Genomic DNA, 24,990 nt, shown 5'->3' on the forward strand with positions numbered 1-24,990 from the left:
CTATTCGATGATATAGATTTCAACAATCTTGGTATTGCCTTTCGTATTGACGAATACATCATAACGTCCTACTCGGTAAATTCCCTCAGCATTATTTTTGATAAGAATGGTCTCAGTAAATTTCCCGCTTCCCTTACCGTCTGCATAGACTTCTTCGATGGTGATGACCAATTCATTCTGATTTCCTATCAACTCGTTGACCACTGCAGAAGCTACCACAGTTTCAATAGTTTCAAGATTCTCAATGGCTCCTTCTAAATTAGCAAGTGCTTCATCCAGTTCTGCTTGTGTTGTAGCCTTTTCTAATGCTTCTTCTGCTGTTCTAATTGCTTGATTTAAAGTCTTAAATGAGTCTTCTGAGTAATCCTTTGGATTAAGCTGCTTAGCTTCCGTGATCAAGGATTCTAATTTAGTTTTGTCTAGGATTGTAAATATTTTTTCTAGGGTACCTTCGTATTTTGCAATACCCGTAATGACGATTTTAGCTTCACCGGCCTCAACGTTATTTTCATATGTTACGCGATAGTCGATGCCTTCTTCAAGTACGGTAGAATCTAAAGTAACAGTTGCTTTAGGAGTTTTTTCATTTCCATCATATGAAAATGAATCTTGATCAAGTGTAACTTCTGCACTTTCTAATGATTCTTTTGCAGCAGCTGCTTGACGAAGCCTAATTTCTTTTGCTGTCATAAATCGATTAGCTTGACCTCCATCACCGTAGGATGACAGGGCTGTGAGTCGTACGAATTTGGCTTCTTTTGGTTCGTCGAATGTTGCAATCGACCATGTATCCGTTTTACTTGACCAATTACCAACTGATACCTCTTCCCATGTTTCATTATCTAAAGAAATTTCAACTTTATACTCATTTACAATACCGTTACTATTGCCACTACGTGATAAATAACGGAGTGCATCAATTTCTGTTACTTCTTCCATTTCCAAGGTAATCCAGAAGTTTGATTTATCTGTCCCACCCCATGGAGTATGGAATATTGTAGATGTTTTGTTATCCACAGCAAAATTAGGGTCACCTTCTGTTGCGTGATTCTTGTGGTAAGCTCCTGCAGTTGCCGTAGTTTTTCCATATGGATAGTCTCGGGAATCATCATCTGCTGGTAAATTCATATCAGGTGCAGGTTGATCTAAATTAACCGTATAAATTTCTCTGGTTAAGTGATCTTCTGATTCTGTAATAATGCGAATTACATTTTTGTATGGTTTCAGTACTGTTACTGCAACGTTTTTATCACTTCCTGCTTCAACAACTGCTTTTTGGTATTCAGTGTTAATCACTTTATCTTTAAGTTCTTTAGGTGAGACACTGTTACCATTGAGTAGTAAATTATTGAGTGTTGCTTCGGCATTTACTTTAAGCGAACTATGTTCAACACGTAATTCTACCTCTGAAAGTCCGACCGCTAATTTCTTACCAGCACTATTGGTTCCAGGATTACTTGTTAAGACAATCTTAAATGCAACAGCTGGAACACCATTGAAACGATAATTTATTTTCGTAATATTCGGCGTACCTGCTGATGTTTCTCCACGTGTTTCTTTTACGTTTTCTAACTTTGTCCAGTTTGCGCCCTCTGTACCTTCATTGGACCAATATAGTTCTACATTTTCAGGTAAACGCGCAGCCCAAGCATCTTGATAGAAGTATAAGTCTGCAGATCCTAAGAATTGTGCCGTTGCATAGGTGAAAATAATTTCTGCTTTGTTATGTCCTGTTTGAGCCATATCATAGTTTGTCCAAACAGAAGGATTTGGTCCTGATTGAACCGTTTTGAATCCTGTTTTACCATCGATAATGGCTTCCAAACTATCAGATTGCAATTCTGTTGATATATCTTGTGTTAATGTCAATTTATTACCTGCTATATTATCACCTAACGTAACCTCTGCATCATTAACGCGAACGGACGCCGTTACAGGAATTGCTTCACCAAACACGGTTGAAGTTCCTTTAATGGTTACAAGTCCTGGCTTTTTATAGTTTTCAGCATCTTGAGTTTCCCATTCTACTGGGAATTCAGTTTTTAAAACATCACCGTTCTCTAAAACAAGCGGTCTACTTGCTGGCAGGTTCACATTGTCAACCCCTGTTGCAGCGGCTAGTGAGTAGTTTAGTAGTGCACCTACTGATTCAATTACTGTAACATTCGTTAAGACACGAAGATTAAGCTGATCGACATGACCTACAACATTAACAGTTCCAGGTTTATCAAACATGTTTTCTTCAATATCCCATGTAATTGGATGAGTTTCTTCCGTTCCATCACTAAAAAGTATCTTTGTTTCTGATACAAGTTTTGGTTGGTATCCTAATTTCACATAGTAATTTTTAGGCATTGTATACCCTATGACATGTTTTTCTGTTGATACTTCAGGATTAGGTGTGGTTGTAATGGTTAGACTTTGACCTTTGATTCCATCAGATTCTACATGAAGTGTCATTGTTCCTGCAGCCGTTGTTGATTTTACAATAGCAACCAGTTTTCCGTTAAATGCTTTACGTTTGCCACTATCATATGGTTCATGATCCACCTGGTCACCATTGTCAAGCGCCATCAGTTCCCCATCACCACTTACACTTACATTCATTAAGTTTGAAGCGTCCTCAACAATATCACCATTTTCATCGATAACATCAATAGTAATATAGGACAAGTCACGTCCATTAGCCACAATCGATTCGCGATCTGCTTTAAGCGTTAGTTCAGATGCCTCTTTAAATGTAGTCACACTGTCACGGCCTTGTGTATCAGTGATCACATTGCCATTTTCATCATAGGCCTTAGCATAGACCGTTCCATCTGCATAAGGAACATTCCATGTTAGATAGAGATTTCTGAAATCTTGAGCCTTTTTATCACTACCCTCATATACCTGATACGTATGCCCTGCATCTGTCGTGTATTGTGTGAATGTTTTCTTGCCCAGCGATTTTTCTTCCCCTTGGGCATTTTTAAAGAATAATTCAACACTTCTTGCATCACTATACACATCAACACGGACATTCCCATTAGTATCGATATTAACCATATCTCTTTTCCAAGCTGGAAGGATATGAAGCGTGTTTACTTTATCATTCCATTGTGATTGATAGAAATAGAATCGATCCTTTGGAAGACCTGCTGTATCAACAATACCAAAATAGCTTGATTTTGGTGAAGGCCAACCTCCTGTGGCACCTGAACCCACGTTATTCCAAGGTGTCGGTTCTCCAAGATAGTCAAAACCAGTCCAAACAAATTCTCCCGCCATAAAGTCACGGGTAATAATTGTATACCATGAATCCGCTGAAAGCTTACCCCATCCTACAGTTGACTCATCATAAGATGTTAAGTGCTTATCATAATTTGAAGGTTTATACACTCCACGACTGTTGATGGATGAGGCTGTTTCTCCACCATACATTTTCCACTCTGGGTAATTTTTATGAAATTGGTCAAATTGATTTCCATTTGCATAGTTAAAACCAACAGTGCCACCAAGTTGTGTCAATTTGTTACCAAAGCTTATTGCCTCATTCCAGTTTGCTTTCAGTTTGTTGTCACCAATCGTAGCTGGACGAGTTTGATCAACTTCTGCAACCCATGTTGCTAATTGCCCTAAAATAGTTGGATATTCAGTATATGGACCACTATTACCTTCCATCACTTCATTACCTGTTGACCAGCTAATGATGGATGGTGCATTTATACCGCGGCGAACCATGGTCTTAATGTCAAATTCTGCCCATGTAATATCTGCAGTTGCACCCAATAATGGATTATCACCAACCGATTTTTTAAACCATGCAGCATAATCATTGGAGTTACCATTTTTGCTGCTTATCCAAGTATCAAATGCTTCATCAATGATGAGCACACCTTTTCGATTTGCAATTTCAATGAGTTCATCAGCTGCAGGGTTGTGTGTAACACGGATTGCATTGACACCCATATCTAACAAGATTTCGACTTGGCGTTCCATCGCGCGAACATGCGCTGCTGTACCCAATGCACCTTGATCAGAGTGCATACTTACACCTTTTAATTTAACGGCTTCTCCATTTAAATAAAACCCTGTATCTGTTGTAAATTCAAACGTTCTAAAACCATAGTCCGTTACATATTCATCAATAACCTTATCATCGACTACCACTTCTGTAACAATTTCATAAAGTTGCGGATTAGATAAAGACCAAAGTGTTGGTTTATTTATTTTCAAAGGAACACTTGATGATACTGAGCTATTCGCCTTTATGTTTAATAAGCCACTTTGTTCACTAACGATTCTATCTTCTGAACCTTTTTTACGAATGCTTTGTTTGACAACTGCATTCACATCTTCAGAGGACTGATTCAAAATTTTAGCATTAACCTCTACATCAACATCTTTACCTACTTGATTTTTAAGATTTGGGGTTAATACTTGAACCCCATAATGATCAACATGAACATCATCTGTTATTGTTAGATGCACATTACGGTAAATACCACTTCCTGAGTACCAACGGCTTGATGGAAACTTATGATTAACACGAACCGCAAGCACGTTTTCCCCATTGTAATTGATATAGTCAGTTAAATCATATGAAAATGGTGTATATCCATTTGGATGGTCACCCAATTTATGTCCATTAATATACACACTTGCATTCATGTAAACGCCACCAAACTCAACAACAACACGCTTGTCTTTACTGGCTTCACCCAGTGTAAATGACTTACGGTACCATCCAATACCACCAAGCTTATAACCACTCTCTGCTTCACCTGCTTGGCTATAAGATAGACTCAAACTGTAATCATGTGGCAATTGCACATCATCCCATTTTGAATCATCATATGCATTCAACTGAGCATTACTTTGTTCACCATAAAAAAACTTCCAATTATCATTAAATAATTGACGACGTTTATTATCACTTAAATCTGTTTTATAGATAAAAGTTTCAGGCGAACTAATTGAATAATCTTCTTCCGCTGCGTTAACAGTATTTTGATTCCCATTACCTGCCAGTAATAAAACAATTAATAACCATACAACTGTTTTTTTTATTTTCCCCCACATATTATGCCTTCCTCCTGAGTTCAACTTAATCTAATATAAATATATATAATAGGCACAACTCATAAAACTCTACTCTGCACAAGCGATCTATTCAGCACTACTAGATTCAGAGATACATAATACAAAGAGGGACATCTCCATTGTCCCACTGCTATTTTTTCTGGTACAGAACCTACCTTCCCTTTGCCCCACTATTTTCCTGCTCTGTTTTTGTTGTAGATATCGAAGCCTACTGCGAGTAAAAGAACTAGCCCCTTGATTGCTTGTTGCCAGTCAATACCTACACCAATTAGGGACATGCCGTTATTCATGATTCCCATGACAAGTCCACCAACAATTGCTCCAATGACAGTTCCAACACCACCAGCCATTGACGCACCACCGATAAATACCGAAGCGATTGCATCTAGTTCAAGCATGTTACCAGCTGCAGGTGTTGCAGAGTTAAGACGGGATGCAAACATTAATCCAGCCAATGCTGCGATGATACCGTTGTTAACGAATACCCAGAATACAACACGTTTTGTTTTAACCCCAGATAGATCAGCCGCTTTCTTGTTACCCCCCGTTGCATAAATGTGACGACCCATAATCGTATTCTTCATGATGAAGGTGTAGATGACGATGAGAATAATTACAATGATTAACACTGTTGGAATACCCTTATTTAACGCCAATTGATACGCAAACCAGTTAATAACTACGACGAGCAATGCTAGTTTTGTTAAAGGAAGCCATAAAGGACTAACCTCTTGACTATAGGATAACTGGTCTTTACGATTCTTAAATTCCATATAAATTAGGATTAATGATAGAGTAATAGACAATATGATGGTTAGTAAGTGTAATTCCCCTGACCCAATAGCAGGTAAAAACCCTCCACTTAGCATTCCGAATGAATCTGGAAAAGGCGCAAGGGATTTTCCATCCAATAGGTATAAGGTTAATCCTCGGAAAATTAACATACTTGCTAGTGTAACAATAAAGGATGGCAGCCCCATATATGCAATCCAAAACCCTTGCCAAACCCCGATTACCGCACCAACAACAAGGGATAAAATAATAGCTAACCATACTGGCACATTATGATTGATCATCATTACGCCGGCAATGGCACCGACGATTGCTACGACAGAACCAACGGATAAATCGATATGTCCCGTAATAATAACTAAGACCATTCCAATCGCCAATACAAGGATAAATCCATTTTGGAGGATTAGGTTGGTTAAGTTTAATGAACTAAATGAAATACCATCTGTTAGGATCCAAAATAATCCAGCAATGAACACCAGTGCAATGATCATTCCATATTCACGGATATTGTTGCGAAATAAATTAGTTAGTGTTTGCACGTTTAGTCCCTCCTGCTCCTGTCATATAACGCATCACGCTCTCTTGATTCGCCTCTGCACGATCAAGTTCACCCGTTATACGACCTTCATTCATGACATAAATACGGTCTGAAAGTCCTAACACTTCAGGTAGTTCTGATGAGATGACAAGTACACCCATTCCTTCAGCCGCAAGTTCATGTATGAGTGAGTAAATTTCAAACTTTGCTCCTACATCGATTCCACGAGTAGGTTCGTCCAAAATTAAAATGTCTGGCTCCGTAAAAATCCACTTGCTTAATACAATTTTTTGCTGATTACCACCGCTTAAATTACCAGCGAGTTGAGCCAATGTTGGTGTTTTAATGTTTAATCTTTCCCGTAAAAGCTGCGCTTCCCGGAATTCTTCATTTTCATCGATGACCGAATTTTTCGAAACTCGCTTGAGATTAGATAGCGTTATATTCCGTTTGATATCATCGATTAAATTTAATCCATATGTTTTCCGGTCTTCTGAAACATAAGCAATTCCATGCTCAATCGCTTCACTTACCGTATTTGTTTGGATTTCTTCTCCATTTTTGTACAGTAAACCCGTAATTTTTTTCCCATAGGTTTTACCGAAAATACTCATCGCAAGCTCGGTTCTACCTGCTCCCATTAGGCCTGCTAATCCGACAATTTCTCCACGTCGAATATGAATGTTCACATTGTCAATGACTTTTCGGTCACGTTGTAAAGGATGATACACATTCCAATTTTCTATTTCAAAAATCTTTTCCCCGATGTTAGGTACCCGCTCTGGATATCGGCTTGTCAACTCACGACCTACCATTCCTTTAATAATACGTTCCTCAGTCGCCTTTCCACCCTTAGCCTCGAACGTTTCAATGGTTTGTCCATCTCGTAAAATCGTGATATTATCCGAAATACTAGATACTTCATTTAATTTATGTGAAATTAGAATGGAGGTAATTCCTTGTTTTTTCAGTTCAAGCAGGAGCTTCAATAGATTTTCACTATCTGTTTCATTAAGCGCCGCTGTCGGTTCGTCAAGAATTAATAGTTTTACATTTTTTGATAAAGCTTTTGCAATTTCAACAAGCTGTTGTTTTCCAACTCCAATATCCATAACTGCTGTGTTCGGAGATTCTTTCAACCCAACTTGTTCTAATAGTTTTCTTGCTTCTAAAAACGTATCAGGCCAATTGATAATACTGTTTGATTGTCTTTCATTTCCAAGAAAGATATTTTCAGCAATTGATAAGAAAGGGCTTAATGCCAATTCTTGATGAATGATAACAATGCCTATTTGTTCACTTTGCTTAATATCTTTAAAGTGACATTCTTCGCCTTCAAAATAAATACTACCCTCATAGGAGCCACTTGGGTAAACACCACTTAATACTTTCATCAATGTTGATTTTCCAGCACCATTTTCACCCACTAGTGCGTGAATTTCGCCCTTTTCAACCTTTAAATTTACGTTATCTAAAGCTTTAACCCCTGGAAATGTTTTTGTGATGTTACGCATTTCTAAAATATAATCAGGCATATCCTCACCACCTCGTTAAGTATCACGAATGAAGTAATTTAGTGGTGATCGAAATCACCACTAAATCAAGTTTCTTATTTTAAGTCGTCTTCTGAATAATATCCGCTATCAATTAACAATTCTTTGTAATTGTTGATGTCTACTGATACAGGGTCAACTAAGTAAGAAGGAATAACCTTTTTACCATTATCGTACGTTTCAGTATCATTCACTTCTGCTTTCTCACCAGCTAGAATAGCTTCAGTCATTTTTACTACAATAGCAGCAAGATCACGTGTATCTTTGAATACTGTTTGTGTTTGTTCTTCTGCAATAATCGATTTAACAGAAGCAGACTCTGCATCTTGTCCAGTTACAATTGGAAGTGGAAGATCAGCAGAACCATAACCTACTCCTTTTAATGCTTGAATAACTCCACGGCTGATTCCATCATATGGTGATAAGACAGCATCTACCTTTTCAGAACCTGAATATGCTTTACTTAAGATGTTTTCCATACGAGATTTCGCTGTATTTCCATCCCAGCGCATTGTTGCAGCTTGTTGGAAGTCTGCTTGTCCACTTTGGACAACTAATTTTCCGCTATCGATATATGGTTTAAGAACAGAGATCGCACCATCCCAGAAGAAATAAGAATTATTGTCATCTGGTGATCCACCAAAAAATTCAATATTAAATGGTCCAGCTTCTTCCTTAAGTTTAAGTGCTTCTTCAATATAAGCAGCCTGTAACACACCTACCTGGAAGTTATCGAATGTTGCATAATAGCTTACATTTGGTGTTTCCATAATCAAGCGGTCATACGCAATTACTTGAATGTCTTGTTCAGCTGCTTTGTCTAATACATTCGTTAATGCCGTACCATCAATTGATGCCACGACTAGAACTTTTGCGCCTTTTACAATCATATTTTCAATTTGTTCGATTTGTTTATCAACATCGTCTTCTGCATACTGTAAATCTGTTTTGTAACCAAGTTCTTCAAATTTCTTCACCATATTGTTCCCATCATCTACCCATCGTTGAGATGATTTCGTAGGCATGGCAATCCCAATTAGTTCTTCCTTAGAGCCTTTCTCAGATCCTGAAGATTTGTCATTTCCACTACATGCCACTAACATAAAGATCAAACTTACGATTAGTGCTAAAAAACTAAATTTCTTCATAATTGTATCCCCTCTCACCCTCTATTGTCTGACTATTAATAAAATAGCATTTTTCTCTTATGTAAGGCTTTACATAAATTTAAACACTTTTTTCAAAAATTTAAACTATTTTTAATATTTACTATTCAAGTGTTAGACAGCTCTAGAATTTAGCCGCCTATATAAAAAATGCACCTTCTGCTGAAAGTGCATTTGTGAATGGTGTCGATCAATTTTTAAATTGCATCGGAGATACGCCGACTATTTTTTTAAAAGTAGTACTAAAATAGTGTTGGGAATCATACCCGACAGCTTCAGCTATATCACGAATGGATAGTTCCGAAGTTTTCAATAAATCAACCGCTTTGTTGATTCGCATTTGGGTTAACAGGCCAACGTAGGAAATACCTAGTTCGTGTTTCATCATACGACTTAAATAGACTGTTGTAATATGTAATTCCTCAGCTACCCTTTCTAGTGTAAGGGAGGAATCCTGATAATGCTGTTTGATATAGGCAAGCGCTTGTTTAACGATAGGAGAAACTTTTATTTGCTTATCTACTTCTCTTTTACATCGATCATAGACCTTATATAAATGAATGAAGTCTAGCTCCTTTATATCTTCCATATGATAATAGATTCTGATAGTAAAATAACGTTGAACGAGATCTTCAATTTTTGACATTTGGTCCCGACTGATTGGCTCCCATAAGCATATATTTAGCAAATACGCTCTGTCCCAAAAGACTACCGCCTCTTTTGTGTCGATCATTTCTTTTGCAATATTCTCGATTGCAAATAAGTATAATTGCCTGTCAGTTTCTTGCATAAACGTTTGATTCAAATGATAATCAGGCCATTTAATTACGATAAATTGAATCGGTGCTGTTACGGGCAAGTGTAAAAATTGTAATTGCTCTTTTATTTCTTCGTTCGCTAACTGCCCTTCCGTCCAATCTTGAAAAAATCTTTCTTGGAGATGTGTCTGGTTCCTCTTAAATTGGTTGGTGGCTTGTTTTAAGTATTCTTTCTGATTACCTTCTACATCTAGTTTCCGTTGCAGCTCCATGATGATGGCTTCTAGCTTTTCAGGATTCACGGGTTTTAATAGGTAATCTTCCACCTTCAAACGAAGTGCTTCCTGTGCATAACGAAATTCATCATAACCCGATATCACCACCATTTTACAGGTTGGCAAATGTTCTCTGATCTGTTTCATAGCCTCAAGACCGCTCATGATTGGCATATTTAAATCAATGAGTAAAATATCAATCTGATGATTGATTGCTATTTCAACTGCTTCCTCTCCATCCTCTGCTTCACCAACCACTTCCATATTATATTTCTCCCAATCAACAGAAGAATGGATGCCATCACGAATAATAAATTCGTCATCAGCGATTAATACCTTCCATTTACGCATTCAATTTCCACTCCTCTTCCCATCCAATATCTTCATCCAAAATAGGTAAAAGCATTTCAATTGTCGTGCCAACCTTTTCTGTACTTTCTATCGTAATCCCGTATTGTTCACCGAATGCTAGGACGATTCGTGCTTGAACATTTAAGATTCCATATCCATTTTTACTGTTCGATTCGCCTTGATTTTCCGTTCTTCTAACAGCATCCTTGAGAGCTGCACGGATTTCTTGAAGACGTGATTCAGACATCCCGACACCGTTATCTTGAAGAACAAGCACTAATTTTCCGTTCTTTTCATATGCGCTCAATGTAATTTGACCGGGACCTCGCCGCTCTTTAATTCCGTGATAGATCGCATTTTCAATCAGAGGCTGCAAAATAAATTTTAGAACATATAACGAGCTGCTATTTTCGTCTACCTCAATCTGATACTGAAGTTTTTCACCATACCTTGTTTTTTGGATCCTTAAATAGCTTTCGATATGTTCGATTTCCTTATCGAGCGTGATGATATCTCTTCCTTTGCTTAACCCTATCCGGAACAATTTAGCTAAGGATTCAACGACTTCTGCGATATCAGTGGCTTTTTGTTTTCTCGCCATCCATTGAATGGTATCTAGCGTATTATAGAGAAAATGGGGGTTGATATTAGCTTGTAAACTTCGAAACTCTGCTTCTCGCTTCTGTCTTTCATGTCGCTCCGTTAGACGCAGTAACTCATTGATTTGTTTCAGCATTTTATTAAAGCTTCGACCAAGCATACCGATTTCATCATCTCGTTTTTCGATATAACGGACTCCGAGCTCTCCACCTTCTGCTTTACGCATAAACTTCATTAATTGTCCAATCGGTTTTGAAATCGAATTGGCTAAAAAATAAGATAACGGTATACCAAACAAAAGAATGATAAACACAAAAACAACTAAATAAAATTGGATTTCACTGATTTCATAGATGGTTTCCTCTGTTGGAAAGACACCAATGATGGTCCAGTTTGAATAGGGCGACTTTTGGTAAATGAATTGCAACTTCTGTGAATCGACTTCTTTTGAAAACGCACCTGACTTTTTTCCTTCCAACCATTCATTCGGGATTGTGTCGACTAAAGGATCTTTAGGCTGATAAATTGGTCTGTTCTGTTCATCGACAACAGTCAAATAACCTGTTTTTCCCAATCGAACATCTACCAATGTTTCTGCAACCGTCCTTACCTTTAAATCTATTAAAATGACCCCTACTACTTCCTGAGAGATCGGGTCAATGACTGCACGAACTGCCGACACAACTTCATCGTTTTTGTAGTTTACCAACGATGAGATATGACGATCTTTCGGTTGGCCAATGATTTTAAAAATCCCTTTATTTTCTACCGCTTCTTTATACCAAGATTCTTCTGTTAAATCCTTTGTAGACGGAGCATAAAGTTCATTACTTACATATTCCCCTGAGCTGTTCACTACTAAAACACCAGCTACTTCTGGTAATAAAGTTGTAAAATTACGGAGGTAGCGTTGTATTTCATATTCATTGGTTTTGTTTTGACCTGTCTGTTGACTATCATTATGGAAAAAATCTTGCATGCTTTCATTATAGGAAATAAAGTAGGTGACCCGTTGCATGTTGTTCAAGTAAAATTCAAGTGCTTCGTCCACTTTACTTATCAACTGCAGCGTATCCTTATTAACCTGCTCTTCAACGATACGTTCAACTGTCCAATTAATTAATAGCCCTAAACAAATAATCGGAATGATACTAATGATTAAAAAATGAGAGATTAGCTTATATCGAATGGGTAAATTATTTATTTGTATAAGATTTTTCAATAGAACCAATCCATTCTAAGAAGTTTATTGCGGATAATAGGATTGAACATTTTCTTTCGTCACAATTGTTACACCCGTATCTACATAACGAGGTAATGGTTCATTTTTATGATTTTGTTCAAAAATACCATGCTGCAGGTGAAATAAAAATTGCATGGACCAGTACCCCATTTCCCATGTCCCCTGTGCGATTGAGGCAGAGATAACACCATCTTTAATCATATCTAAGGTTCCTTTATCTGTATCAAAACTGATAATTTTAATCGAATCTTGGAGGTTATTCTTCATGATCGTTTGTCCGACTCCCACTCCACCATTTGCCTCTGTCACAAAGATTCCTGCTAGATTAGGATTTTCGGTAATCATTGTTTCAGCCATCTCTTTTGATAACACCGGATCTCCCCTACCATCTTTGATAGAGACGACCTTCATTTCCGGATATTCCATAAAAATCGTGTCCTGAAAACCTTGTGTCCGTTCCTGGTGGTTTAACTGATGGGGGAGTGTAATGACACCAACCTCTCCCTTTTTATTTAAAAGTTCCGCTATTTTGTGAGCTGCCTCTACGCCAGCTTTATAATTATCAGTTCCTAGGAATGAATATGCCTTGCTTTCTGGTGCGTCTGCATCAAACATGACAACCGGAATTCCAGCCTCAACCGCTTTATCAATAACAGGATTTAACCTTTCAGGATCCATCGTGGAGATTGCAATTCCCGCAGGATTTTTGGCAATAACCTGTTCCAGTACGGTAATTTCCTCGTGAACATCATATTGCGTTGCACCCCGATATTCAATCGAAACATTTAACGCTTCTGCTGCATCCTCAAAACCTTTTAACGCTCTTTTCCAGTAATCAATACCAACCATAAACGTTACCATCACGTACGTTTCATCCATATTACCGACCAATTCATAATCATTCCATGCACGTTTCACCGAACTCTTTGCTTGATAGTTATATATATATAACACAAACAAACCAATGAGCAATAAGTAAATGAAAAGCAGCTTTTTCAACTATGTAACCCCTTTCAGAAAGATCGTTAAGTAGAAGTTAAATATAATGATATGACCATTATAGCTTAAACCTTCAAAAAATTCTCATTATTTCCAGTGGCCGAGGGCAGGGAAACGGGTGGGACACAAGGACTATTCAATATGGTTTCGGAACAGTCGGTGGCTTTCTAGCTGATAGAGACTGTTTTAAGAATTTCCATTGAAAAAATCTATTATAAAAAATATGAATCTTTTATATACCTCAAGCATAAAAGTGTGTACCGGCTTTTTTCAAAATGGTTCGGAACATAATTACAGGAGGTGTATGTCTTACTTTGTGTAAGACTACTTATTGACAACTATTAACTTATTATTGATTGCTTTACTCATTGCGTTAACAGCTTTTTTCGTAGCGACAGAATTTGCGATGGTAAAAGTCCGTGTTTCTCGAATTGACCAGCTCATATCCGAAGGGAAAAAAGGTGCTGTTTCCGCTAAAAAAGTGGTTTCTCATTTGGACGAGTACCTATCTGCCTGCCAACTAGGAATCACCATAACAGCATTAGGATTAGGGTGGCTTGGTGAACCCACTGTCGAAAAGCTATTGCACCCTTTATTTGAGTATTTTCAGTTAAATGAATCACTTACCCATATTTTATCTTTTGGTATTGCGTTTGCATTGGTCACCTTTCTCCATGTTGTGATTGGAGAGCTGGCTCCCAAAACGGTTGCCATCCAAAAGGCAGAGGCCGTTACCCTTCTGTTTGCCGTACCGATTATTTGGTTTTATAAATTAATGTATCCATTCATCTGGTTTTTGAACGGGTCAGCCCGTGTTCTTGTTGGACTTTTCGGCTTAAAACCTGCCTCTGAGCATGAAGTGGCTCACTCAGAGGAGGAACTTAGGATTTTGTTATCGGAAAGTTATAAAAGCGGTGAAATTAACCAGAATGAATTGAACTATATGAATAACATTTTCGCGTTTGACGAAAGAATTGCGAAAGAAATTATGGTACCCCGAACGGAAATCGTTTCTATATCCATCGATGATCACTTCCAAGATATAATAAAAGTTATCCAATCAGAAAATTACACACGCTATCCCGTAATTGATGGTGATAAAGATAATATCCTTGGATTTATCAATATCAAGGAACTGTTAACAGAAAATATTACAATGAACCGCAACGAAGATATCAATCTGAAAAAATTCATCACACCCGTAATTCGAGTAATCGAAAACATCCCAATCCATGACTTGCTGATTAAAATGCAAAAAGAACGAACCCATATGGCGATTCTGATGGATGAATATGGCGGTACAGCTGGTCTTGTAACGGTCGAAGATATACTGGAGGAAATTGTAGGAGAAATCAGAGATGAGTTTGATGATGATGAGGTCCCAGAAATACGGAAGCTAAAGGAAAATCACTATGTTTTAGATGCCAAATTGCTTATTGATGAGGTGAACGACCTGTTAGCTACAAGCCTTGTACATGAGGATGTGGATACAATTGGCGGCTGGTTCTTGTCTCAAAACATCGATACAATAGTTGGTTCTGAAATCGAAGCAGAAGGACATATTTTTAGAGTTCTTGAGTTAGATGGGCACCAGCTTAAATACCTGGAAGTTGTAAAATTATAAACCAGAGGCAGGGTTCGGATTTAGTATCCGGGCCAATTTTTATTTAAAAAGAGGTAATTTGCTCTGCATTTTTAGAGGTGCCAGTTATCCCTTTTGATTAAGAACAAATCCTCGGGCAGGTGCGTTTGATTTGTCCTCAAGACCTGGGGTTGAGGACGAATCCTTTGGGTTGCGCGTTCGGTTTGTCCTCAAGACCTGGGGTTGAGGACGTATCCTTTGGGCTATGCGTTCGTTTTGTCCTCAAGAGCCCACATTGAGGACAAATCCTTTGGGTTGCGCGTTCGGTTTGTCCTCAAGAGGCCGGATTGAGGACAAATCCTTTGGGTTGCGCGTTCGGTTTGTCCTCAAGAGCCTGCATTGAGGACAAATCCCTTCTGGAAGCCCGTTCGTTTTGCAGAACCTATATACTTTTAATAGATAACCAATATAAATATATAAATCTTCCAAATTCACATTATAGAAAGAAATTCAACAATAAACCTCTTAAACTGGCTACAATCGATTAACTTCTACAGCTTTATTAGTTCTCCCCTTATCATTTAACCAGTTGCTTTTTATTATTTACAAAATATTCAAACTTTTGTCGAACTTTTTGGCATACTTTGTGTTCGATATTTAAAACATTTGTAGTAGGATAAATATAGTACTTTAACACTATTCATTTTAAAGAGAACCACTTCTAGACTACAATACGTCCGACAGACTAGACTTTATTGGCTGAGTATATACCAACATTATTCATATTTTAGGAGGTTAAATTGTGACCACAATTTCCGGTAAAAAAGAACTAGATCATGAATGGATTGAACTTATTAAACAAGCTCAAGAGATTGGAATCTCATTTGAAGAAATTAGAAGCTTCCTTCACAACGCTACTACACCAAAATATTCCGAAAAATAATTTTTAAAGTAGAAGGCCAGCCAATTACCGCTGAACATTTGTTAGCACTCCGACGACAGTTCTAGTTTTCCTGATAAACTATTAAAACTTCCTGAAATACTTTAATTTTTCCTGATATATTATAATCTTTCCTGATATATGGCTCTCCAACAGATTAATTATTATAGATATGTTCGCTTTAACAAACGACCCTTTTAAAAGGGATTCTCACCTGTTTTTGAGTAAATTTATTGTCGAATAATACACAGTTCACATCAATCGAGGTTTACAAAAATAAATAAGACTCTACCCCATGCGTAGAGGTAAAGTCTTTGTTAAAATTGCAATTGTTTTCCCTTTAGAGCTTAGCGGGCGTCTGGCTCCAGGACTAATTTTTCAATCGCATAAGCGACACCATGTTCATTATTCGATAACGTATGGAACTGAGCCACTTCTTTTACAACAGATACTGCATTGGCCATTGCCACGCCACAGCCAGCATACTCAATCATACTTAAATCATTTTCGCCATCGCCGATGCAGATTACTTCTTCCTGCTTAATTCCAAGTTTTTCGGCAAGTAGTTTTACTGCATTCCCTTTGCTGACACTTGGGTCTAGGATTTCTAGAAAGAATGGAGTACTTTTAACAAACGTATACTTTTCCCAGAATGATTCAGGGATGTTTGCAATAATCGTATCCAAACGTTCCGGTTCATCAATAAACATTACTTTCGGAATAAGCATGTCCTCTGGTACTTCCTCAATTGGCCGATAATGAAGATCAATTTGGTTGATATGTGCCTCATGAATAGTGTACTTGCTTATCCTTCGATTAGGGGTATATAGATTTTCTGTATCAAAGTAATGAAGCGGTGAATTGAGCTTTTGGCCTAATTCGTAAATTTCTTTTAAGTTTTCATAGGTTAAAGTAATTTGTGATTCTACATCCTGGGTGTGAGTATTTTGCACAAGGGCTCCATTAAATGTAATCACATATTCATCTTCATCATTTAATTTTAATTCCTCAATAATAGATTGCACACCAACGATCGGTCTTCCTGTACAGATAACCACCTTCACACCTTTTGCTTTAGCAGCTTGAATGGCGTCATTGACCTCTTTCGTTATTTCTTTTCGATCATTCATCAGCGTTCCGTCAATATCGATTGCGATTAATTTATACAAATCTTATCCTCCTAAGTCTTAGTTGTCAGTAAGCATATAACTATACTACAAGAAGGACAAATATTAATCCAGACAGATCAAGACAAATCCTTCGTTACTTTGGACTGTCAACTGCCGAAAGCTACAAGGTTCACTTTACACGACCTCATCGTGCTTACTGTTAATTCCAAAGACAAATCAGTAAAAATGCTTAGCATCCCACGTGACACACGAACAGAAATTATTTGAAAAGGATTTGAAGATAAAATTAACCATGCCTACGCCTTTGAGGAGGTTCCCATGGCCATAAATACCGTTGAAGATTGGTCATTTTGAACAGTCACACCACCAACTGCATCGACAATATCCTCAAAACCTTCCATATTAATTTGCACGTAATAATCGGTGGGAATATCAAGTGGCATAATCCTTAGTTTTTAAGGAGAGTTAAGTGTCCAACGATTTCCTTCGCTTCAGATTTTTCCATCGGTGGAAGTGCAATCACAGTCAAAGAACCTGCTTTGATTTCGGTTAAACCACTATCTCGAATGCTAAAAAATCCTCTTTTTTCTAACTTTTCAAGCTCGCCCTGCTTACCCTTTAAAACAATTTTCTTCATTCCAGTCTGTATCCATTCTACAAAATCATCATGCCTTTCCTGAAAAGGGGATTGCGAAGACATCAGGTTAATCGTACTGAGAGTTGCAGCATGCGCTACTTGTGCGGCTGTTTTTCCCGTCGACATTTTCAGGTCTTTATTTACAATAAAATATTGGACAAGATCTCGTTTATCCATCTCCATTTATCAGTCCTTCTATAAAAATTAATACCAAGTAAATTGGTAACCGTAATCCTCGCAGACAATTTTCTTCCTGCTAAACAGGAGCAAACGCAGTATTAACAGCACGTAATGTAATTGTAATCAATCGATTGGATAACTTCAATTTTACTAAACAAACGTTTGATTGAATTGCTAATAAACCCCTTGATATAAGCGTTTTTGGTTGTTTTCAGGAGAGAAACTTGTCGAAAGTAGGGAGGATTTTTTCAAGATAATATTACTATGTAGAATACCACCTAGAAATTAAGCAATCTTAAAGTTGTGTCACTTGGGATAGGGTTCTCTTTAATAAAATAATAATGTTCGGAGCAGAAGTGTCGAAAGGTTTTTTTATATAAACCAAGTAATGACAGGTTTAAACAAAATACACCCATTGTGATAATACTATATGAAAATTATAATCTAATTGTTGGAAAATTTTCATAATATTGGGGGATGAGTATGAAAAAGAAATTTATCGCAGGTGCTTTAACCGCCACTTTGAGTGTTGGGGCTTTCATTGGTAGTTTAGGGGCTGCCCATGCCCAAGGTGTGGACAAGGACTACATAGTTGTCTTTAAGTCAGAGTCGAGCCTCCCATCAAACTATTTAGAAACTGTAAAAAATTCTGGCGGTAAAGTAACAAAGGCATTACCAAAATTAGGAGCTGTTAAAGTAAACTCAGATAATCCGAATTTCTTGTCGGAGGTTCAAAAAAGTACAGCCGTTTTGAATGCTGGTGTGGAAAGTACCGTATATCCTGAAGCACCTGTGGACACTCAGGTTCTCGAGGAAAATTTCACTTCTAGTGCCGCTAATGACCTTTATAACACCTATCAATGGGATATTAAACAAGTAACAAATAATGGTGCCTCTTGGAATATGAAAGGTGGAACAGGAAAATCCGCCAATGATAAAGATATTATTGTAGCGGTAGTGGATACAGGTATCGACTATACTCATCCAGATATTAAAAATAATTTTGCTTACGGAAAGTCATTCGTTCCTGGGATAGATAGTGCAATGGATGAAGATGGCCATGGCACACACGTTGCTGGGTCCATCGCTGGAAATGGTCGAGTCCTAGGGATTGGACCTGAGTTAAAAGTGGCGGCGTATCGTGTATTTGGCCCAGAGGGTGGGGCCTACACATCTGATATTGCGAATGCTTTAATGACAGCAGCAGATGACAATGTCGATGTAGTCAACATGTCTCTTGGTGGATATGACTGGTTCCAAAATCCTGAGTATGCAACCAAAGATGTTGTAGCAGATGTTCGTTTATTTAACCGTGCGATTCAATACGCTATTAAAAATGGCGTGACGGTTGTTGGTTCTGCAGGGAATGCAGGTGTGGATATTTCCAGCCCTGGAAAGCTTTCTGGTGATGATAAGGGTGCTACACATAGAAGTCCAAGCAGCCAGACAATGATTCGCGTATCCGCTGGCGGACAAGAAAAGAACCTAACCTACTATTCAAATTATGGTGTCGGAAAAATCGATGTAATCGCACCTGGTGGGGATTATGGTACAGCGTGGTTAGCGACTGGTAACACAGCACTAAGAGATCGTAATAAATTATGTTTATCAACCGTTCCTGGAGGATATGCATTCTATGCAGGTACATCCATGGCTGCCCCTAAAACGGCCGGTCTTGCTGGAGTCATTATTGCAAAATATGGAAAGGATGTTTTATCTCCTTCTCAAGTAAAAAATTTAATCCAAAACTCAGCAGATGATTGGTTCAAGCCAGGTTATGATGGAGAATCAGGATTTGGGTCTATCAATGCCGTTAGTGCATTAAAATAAAAATAACACAGGTACGGTTCTCACGGTTTCATAATGGGTAAAACGCCCCGAAAAAGCCATGAGAACCGTCCCCAAGGTGTTGCAAAAAGGACCTCACCCAGGTCCTTTTTATTTTAGCAGTTACAAACACTTTCAATAAATACCAGATTGCCACACTAGTAGACTCCTTTTGACAAACAGAAAATTAATTAAATGATTGATTAGTTTAGGCAAGAACCTTCTGCTAACAAGGAGCTTCCCCACCCAGAGATGCGTAAAATGTCGAGAAAAAAACACCCTTGATTTTCAAGGGTGTTCTAGTCTTTATACTATTTTAGTTTATTACTTGTGTAATAAACTCTCCACTTACCCAGCCAGTGGTTGTGGAATTTGGTACATACACTTGAACCCAGCCGTTCTGTATGACTGGCAATCCGTTGTTTATAACAAGATTCAAATATGCACCTTTACTTACACTAGTAATCACACTTGAATCTGTTGTATTACCACTGCGAATATTTAAAGAACCACTAGCAAGGGTTACCTGAGCTAAGTTTTGAATCTCTAAATATCCACCATAAAGCCAGCCAGTTTGACCATTGACACTTACCCGGTACCAACGATAGGCGTAATTACCTGTTGAAGTCGGATTGTAATACACGTCTGTATTATATCCTAGTATTGTTATCGGTGTACCTTGAGGAACTGTCCCTATAACCGTTGATCTTAAAATATATGGTAAAGATCTTAGAGTTAAAGAAGTTGTATTAACAATTTTTGCGTTAATTCCACTAGGGAAGTTAATGATCTTATCTACCGGATATGGCAGCCCAGCTGGAATATCTCTTACCAGAGGAGGTGGAGCAATGTTTGACATCCCAAGGACACTCGCATTGGAATAATAGGAGCTATCATACAGTTTCATACCCTGCATTAGATTAGCAATTCCATTTTTCCAATTTTGATCTGTCGCATAGTTTGTATTCATCCCGATTAAATTTGGACCTGCATAATAAATCCCAGACTCATTTAGATAATCTACCCTTACCTGATAGGCTACTCTAAAAATACTATCCTGCACTGACTGGAAATAATAACCGCAAGTGAAAGGACACATATCATAGGCACCATATCCATAAAGGTTATTCTTGTAACCTATTAAATCGGAACCGCCCCAGCCAGTTTCCCAAATGGCATGAGCGACTAAATATTGTGCGTTCACACCATATCGATTCTGTGCATCTATAAAACTTTGAGCATAGTTTTTAAGTGGGCTATTGGATTGATTTTTAGCATTAAAGAAATTAACGATATCAGTTGCCGTAATATTAGCAGGTTTCATTAGATTTAATGAAAGATATGGATTTCCATTTTTAATCGTAATGCTTGAAGAAAGAGTATGACTCTTACCATTTTTTCCTGTTTCTTTAATGGTTAGCGTATGCGCTCCATCTGTGAACTGTTTCGTATCGAGTGAGTATTGGAAACCAGCGTTTGAATTAAGGTATTCCGGGAGGACGGTTGCCACATCAGGACGACTTAAGCCATACTGAGCATTTCCAATCCATTTGCCATCCATAAATACCTCAATTTTTTCTACACCGCTGCCATCCAAATACCAGCCGCGAATCAATGATACTCCATCAATGGTTGAACCGGATTTTGGAGAATCCAGAAAACCTAATGTCACTAAATGATCAAGATTTTGGATACTCACACTACTTTCAAACTGTTTCGTTGAGCCGTTCTTCCCTGTAGCTTTAACCGTAATCGTGTGTGTGCCGTTTGCATAATTCTTAGTGTCAAGAGCAAACTCATAACCACCATTTGCGTTATTATACTCAGGATAGAATCTTTGAACATCTGTCCGAGAAAGACCATAATTGGCCTGTCCAGCAAATTGTCCATCCACTAAAACGTCCACTCTAGCAATCCCGTCATCATCTAAAAACCAACCGCGTACGGTACTAATTCCCTTGATAACGGAACCGTTAGCTGGCGCATCCAAAAATCCAACCAAGTCCAAATTTACTGCATTTTTTACATTTATGTTAATACTTTGGAGTTCACTACTAGCTCCATTTTTACCAGTCTCTCTTACCGTAATCGAGTGCCATCCATTTGAAAGCTTAAACGTATCAAGAGCGAACTCATAACCACCGTATGCGTTTTGATACTGAGGTAAAACGTTTTGAACGTCGGGTCTATAGCCGCCATACTGGGCCTGGCCAAAAATCTGTCCATCAACTAAGACCTCCACTTTGGAAACACCGCTGCCATCCAAAAACCAACCACGTACATTCGTGATGCCGGTAAGCGTGGATCCATTCTTTGGTGTGTCCATAAATCCAACTGCTGGCAGATTGTTCACGTTTACTGTTTTGGTTTGAAGTTCCGTTGTCGTACCGCTTTTGCCCGTCCCTTTTACTAAGATGACGTGTGTACCATTTGTAAGATTTCTCGTATCCAGCGCAAATTCATAACCTGCATTTCCGTTTTGATAGGCTGGAAGAACTCTTAGTACATCAGGTCGGGAAATGCCGTATGTGGCTTGTCCTACACTCCATCCATCTACGAAGACTTCAACGTTGGAAATACCGCTAGCATCTAAGAACCAACCTCTTACATTCGTAACACCACTAATAGAAGCATTAGAAGTAGGAGAATCAATATAGCCAACTGGAGGTAAATTCTGCACATTTACGGTTTTACCTTGTAATGGCAAAGTAGTTCCTGTATTTGACGTAGCTGTAACGGAGACGGAGTGTGATCCATTCGTTAGTGACCTTGTATCAAAATCAAATTCATAACCTGCATTTGCGTTTTGATAACTAGGAAAAACGTTTAAAACGTCTGGACGAGAAAAACCATATGTGGCCTGTCCGACAACTTTTCCATCAACCAACACCTCTACTTTGGAAACCCCGCTGGTGTCTAAAAGCCACCCTCGGACTTTCATCATCCCATTTACCGTTGAACCTGCAGATGGTGCGTCAATGAACCCCATCGGTTGAAGGGGAATACTGTTGGCTAGCACTTTACCATTAGTAAAGATTAAGAGAATCGTAAACATGGCAGCGAACAGTATATACCTGTTTACTTTTTTGATGATGTTTATCCACCTCCGGTATAATTTATAAAACTAGGAAAAATAATACAATATTATAGTATCAAAAAAAGTCGAATCTTGATAGAGTATAGAATTTAATAGCAAAATTTGTTACTAAGTACCTAGATTGTTATAAAAATAAAGCAATAATTTCAAACAGCTAAACTACTACAATATTGTTGATTTTCTTGTAACTATGGGTATTAGAAATTCATAGGCGGAGTAATTCCGATTAACTGTTCTAAATATGCTAATATCAAAAGATTTGGCTAATATAAACGGAAAAACGTCCTTTATTTTTAACAAATAATCGGTTTTTCTCCGTTTAGCCGGAATTGCTCCGATTATTTTTCGAACACATTGAAATCAACATTCAGTTTTTAAAAAAACATCCCCAAGATTGAAACTAACATCATCCGTTAACCGTCCAATTTTTACAAATATTAACCAAAAATTAACAAAATATATATATCTAGATTACGCTAAAAATCATATAATTGTATTTGTAAGTGGACATTCGGAGGGATTTTATGAGAAAAATAGATTATGTGATTATCATGTCGCTTTTATTATTAATGTGCTTCATCGCAAAACCTTTTTTCCATTCTTTAAAAACCTTCCTAATTAGAATGTTTTCAATATAAAATAGCGTTTACCCCGCTTGCCTGATTTTATAATAAGTGGATGGCAGCTATTTTGTATATGGTAAAAAATTGGCAGGTATGATTGCCGCTAATCCATTATGTATCATGCCGGCTGCTATTTGAGCCGGCTTTTTTAATTTCCTTCATCTTACTATGGCGATTAAATCTTCCTTACTATATTGTTGAATTATGTGGGCCGCCATATTGCCAATTCATCCAATATGGCATTTATATGGCCGAGAGATGGATCTCTAAAAAGACAAATTCCGTTACATAGGAGGATTTATTGAATGTATATCGATGACAGCTTAGTGAAACAAGCGATTGAGGACAGACGCTACCTACACCAGCATCCAGAGCTTTCTGGAAAAGAATATGAGACCCATGCCTTTATTCGACAGCGGCTGGAATCGTTAAAGATTGAAATTCTAAACTACCAGGCACCAAGTGTAGTCGGATTTGTGAAAGGAACAAACGGGAACAAGACCATCGCATTACGTGCAGATATCGATGCCCTTCCCATTGTCGAGGAAGGGGATAAACCCTATATTTCAAAAAATCCCGGCGTTGCTCACGCCTGCGGCCATGACGGACATACTGCAGTATTATTAGCTGTGGCCGACTGGTTATCGAAAAATAGAGAACAGGTTGCGCCAAATATTATGCTTATTTTTCAATCGGCAGAGGAAATCACACCAAGCGGAGCAGATCAGTTAATCCAACAAGGTGTTTTGGATAAGGTCGATGCGATCTATGGGATTCATTTGTGGCAAGGGATGGAAAAAGGAAAAATCGGATTAACACACGGACCGATGATGGCTTCCGTGGATGATTTTGAAATTACTATTCAAGGGTCAGGCGGCCATGGATCCATGCCCCATGAAACTGTTGATTCTATTTATGTAGCCACTCAAGTAATACAAGCTTTCCAAAGTATCATTAGCAGGAATTTAAATCCAATTGATTCAGGAGTAATTACAGTTGGAAAAATGGAGGCTGGAACGACCTATAATATTATTCCTGAACAGGCAAAATTAATCGGTACCATACGTGCTCTGACACCGCACGCGGTAAAAACCATTCAAACGCAAATGGTGAAGTTAACAGAAGGTATTTGCCAGGCTTATGGTGCAAAAGGCCAAGTTGACTTTATTTGCGGCACACCGCCGCTCGTAAACGATCGAGAAAAGGCAGTTTTTATCGAATCGGTCATCCGCAATGGTTTTGGTGAGGATGTCTTAACATTAGTAGACCCCGTAATGGGAGGAGAAGACTTTTCTTATTATTTGCAGAAGAAGCCTGGGGCATTTATTTTTGTAGGAATGAGCGGTGAAAAGAGCCAATACCCGCACCATCATCCAAAATTTGATTTGGATGAAGATGTGTTTCCGGATGCTATTAAACTATTTATTGAGATTATGAAAAATCATGACTAAATGAAAGGTACCGGGTTTAACGCGGTACCTTTTACAGGCTGTCGGGAAAGTCTCGACAGCCTTTATTTTGACTATGTTAAAGTATGATTTGTCATCAAGACCCTGTATCGAGGACAAATCCTTGCTTGCTGCCACACGTTTTGTCCTCAAGACCCTGTAT

General features: G+C 38.1%; 15 protein-coding genes and 2 pseudogenes. 5 read left to right on the forward strand and 12 right to left on the reverse strand.

Translation table 11 applies throughout. From position 1 onward, the window contains the following. The 7 genes from BANA01_RS24170 to BANA01_RS24200 all read right to left on the reverse strand — a co-directional run bounded on the left by BANA01_RS24170 (position 1) and on the right by BANA01_RS24200 (position 13,363). Positions 1–5,064 carry a discoidin domain-containing protein gene (locus BANA01_RS24170; protein WP_063254999.1) on the reverse strand — a complete coding sequence of 1,688 codons (5,064 nt, stop codon included), beginning with the start codon at positions 5,062–5,064 and terminating at the stop codon, positions 1–3. Between the two features lie 191 nt (positions 5,065–5,255). Beyond that, entirely contained in the window at positions 5,256–6,419 is a 1,164-nt protein-coding gene (gene mmsB, locus BANA01_RS24175; protein WP_063255000.1) for a multiple monosaccharide ABC transporter permease, read from the reverse strand. Beyond that, positions 6,403–7,953, reverse strand: a complete 1,551-nt coding sequence (gene mmsA, locus BANA01_RS24180; RefSeq protein WP_063255001.1) for a multiple monosaccharide ABC transporter ATP-binding protein — start codon at positions 7,951–7,953, stop codon at positions 6,403–6,405. Before mmsA ends, mmsB begins: the two co-directional genes overlap by 17 nt. Before the next feature lie 74 nt (positions 7,954–8,027). Further along, positions 8,028–9,119 carry a multiple monosaccharide ABC transporter substrate-binding protein gene (gene chvE / locus BANA01_RS24185; protein ID WP_063255002.1) on the reverse strand — a complete coding sequence of 364 codons (1,092 nt, stop codon included), beginning with the start codon at positions 9,117–9,119 and terminating at the stop codon, positions 8,028–8,030. Between the two features lie 208 nt (positions 9,120–9,327). Beyond that, the gene (locus BANA01_RS24190; protein WP_063255003.1) at positions 9,328–10,521 is read right to left on the reverse strand and encodes a response regulator transcription factor; all 1,194 of its coding nucleotides are present in this window, start codon (positions 10,519–10,521) and stop codon (positions 9,328–9,330) included. Further along, positions 10,514–12,343: a cache domain-containing sensor histidine kinase gene (locus BANA01_RS24195; RefSeq protein ID WP_063255004.1), complete on the reverse strand. Its 1,830-nt coding sequence runs from the start codon at positions 12,341–12,343 to the stop codon at positions 10,514–10,516. Before BANA01_RS24195 ends, BANA01_RS24190 begins: the two co-directional genes overlap by 8 nt. Before the next feature lie 24 nt (positions 12,344–12,367). Next, on the reverse strand, positions 12,368–13,363 hold the full coding sequence (locus BANA01_RS24200; protein ID WP_063255005.1) for a substrate-binding domain-containing protein: 996 nt from the start codon (positions 13,361–13,363) through the stop codon (positions 12,368–12,370). 331 nt (positions 13,364–13,694) lie between these two features. Between BANA01_RS24200 and BANA01_RS24205 the strand changes: the two genes are divergently transcribed. Next, on the forward strand, positions 13,695–14,987 hold the full coding sequence (locus BANA01_RS24205; RefSeq protein WP_063255006.1) for a hemolysin family protein: 1,293 nt from the start codon (positions 13,695–13,697) through the stop codon (positions 14,985–14,987). Between the two features lie 760 nt (positions 14,988–15,747). Then, on the forward strand, positions 15,748–15,888 hold the full coding sequence (locus tag BANA01_RS29280; protein ID WP_235847219.1) for an anti-repressor SinI family protein: 141 nt from the start codon (positions 15,748–15,750) through the stop codon (positions 15,886–15,888). Positions 15,889–16,232: 344 nt separating this feature from the next. Here the strand turns inward: BANA01_RS29280 and yidA are convergent, their stop codons facing one another. Beyond that, positions 16,233–17,054, reverse strand: coding sequence for a sugar-phosphatase (yidA, locus tag BANA01_RS24210; protein WP_034677494.1), 822 nt, complete (start codon positions 17,052–17,054; stop codon positions 16,233–16,235). A 144-nt stretch (positions 17,055–17,198) separates the two neighbouring features. On the opposite strand from yidA, the pseudogene BANA01_RS29285 reads away from it, so the two are divergent. Beyond that, positions 17,199–17,360, forward strand: a pseudogene (locus tag BANA01_RS29285) (LCP family glycopolymer transferase); the annotation flags it as partial. On the opposite strand, the pseudogene BANA01_RS29290 reads toward BANA01_RS29285, so the two are convergent. Together BANA01_RS29290 and BANA01_RS24215 are read right to left on the reverse strand one after the other, a co-directional pair. Beyond that, positions 17,360–17,452: pseudogene (locus BANA01_RS29290) on the reverse strand (LCP family glycopolymer transferase); the annotation flags it as partial. The pseudogenes BANA01_RS29285 and BANA01_RS29290 overlap by 1 nt on opposite strands. An 11-nt stretch (positions 17,453–17,463) precedes the next feature. Continuing rightward, complete coding sequence (locus BANA01_RS24215; RefSeq protein ID WP_235847220.1) at positions 17,464–17,835, reverse strand: aminoacyl-tRNA hydrolase; 372 nt, start codon at positions 17,833–17,835, stop codon at positions 17,464–17,466. Between the two features lie 480 nt (positions 17,836–18,315). On the opposite strand from BANA01_RS24215, the gene BANA01_RS24220 reads away from it, so the two are divergent. Next, the gene (locus BANA01_RS24220) at positions 18,316–19,662 is read left to right on the forward strand and encodes a S8 family serine peptidase (RefSeq protein ID WP_235847221.1); all 1,347 of its coding nucleotides are present in this window, start codon (positions 18,316–18,318) and stop codon (positions 19,660–19,662) included. Between the two features lie 313 nt (positions 19,663–19,975). On the opposite strand, the gene BANA01_RS24225 is transcribed toward BANA01_RS24220, so the two are convergent. After that, positions 19,976–22,714, reverse strand: a complete 2,739-nt coding sequence (locus tag BANA01_RS24225; RefSeq protein ID WP_082799662.1) for an Ig-like domain-containing protein — start codon at positions 22,712–22,714, stop codon at positions 19,976–19,978. A gap of 970 nt (positions 22,715–23,684) precedes the next feature. Between BANA01_RS24225 and BANA01_RS24230 the strand changes: the two genes are divergently transcribed. Continuing rightward, positions 23,685–24,830, forward strand: a complete 1,146-nt coding sequence (locus BANA01_RS24230; RefSeq protein WP_034677496.1) for a M20 metallopeptidase family protein — start codon at positions 23,685–23,687, stop codon at positions 24,828–24,830. Here BANA01_RS24230 and BANA01_RS30225 read toward each other — a convergent pair. Further along, positions 24,798–24,990: hypothetical protein (locus tag BANA01_RS30225; RefSeq protein WP_218008420.1), on the reverse strand; the 193-nt coding region annotated here is incomplete at its 5' end. The two genes, BANA01_RS24230 and BANA01_RS30225, sit on opposite strands and share 33 nt — an antisense overlap.

This window comes from Neobacillus niacini NBRC 15566 (genome assembly GCF_001591505.1).
Classification (GTDB): Bacteria; Bacillota; Bacilli; order Bacillales; family Cytobacillaceae; genus Neobacillus; species Neobacillus niacini.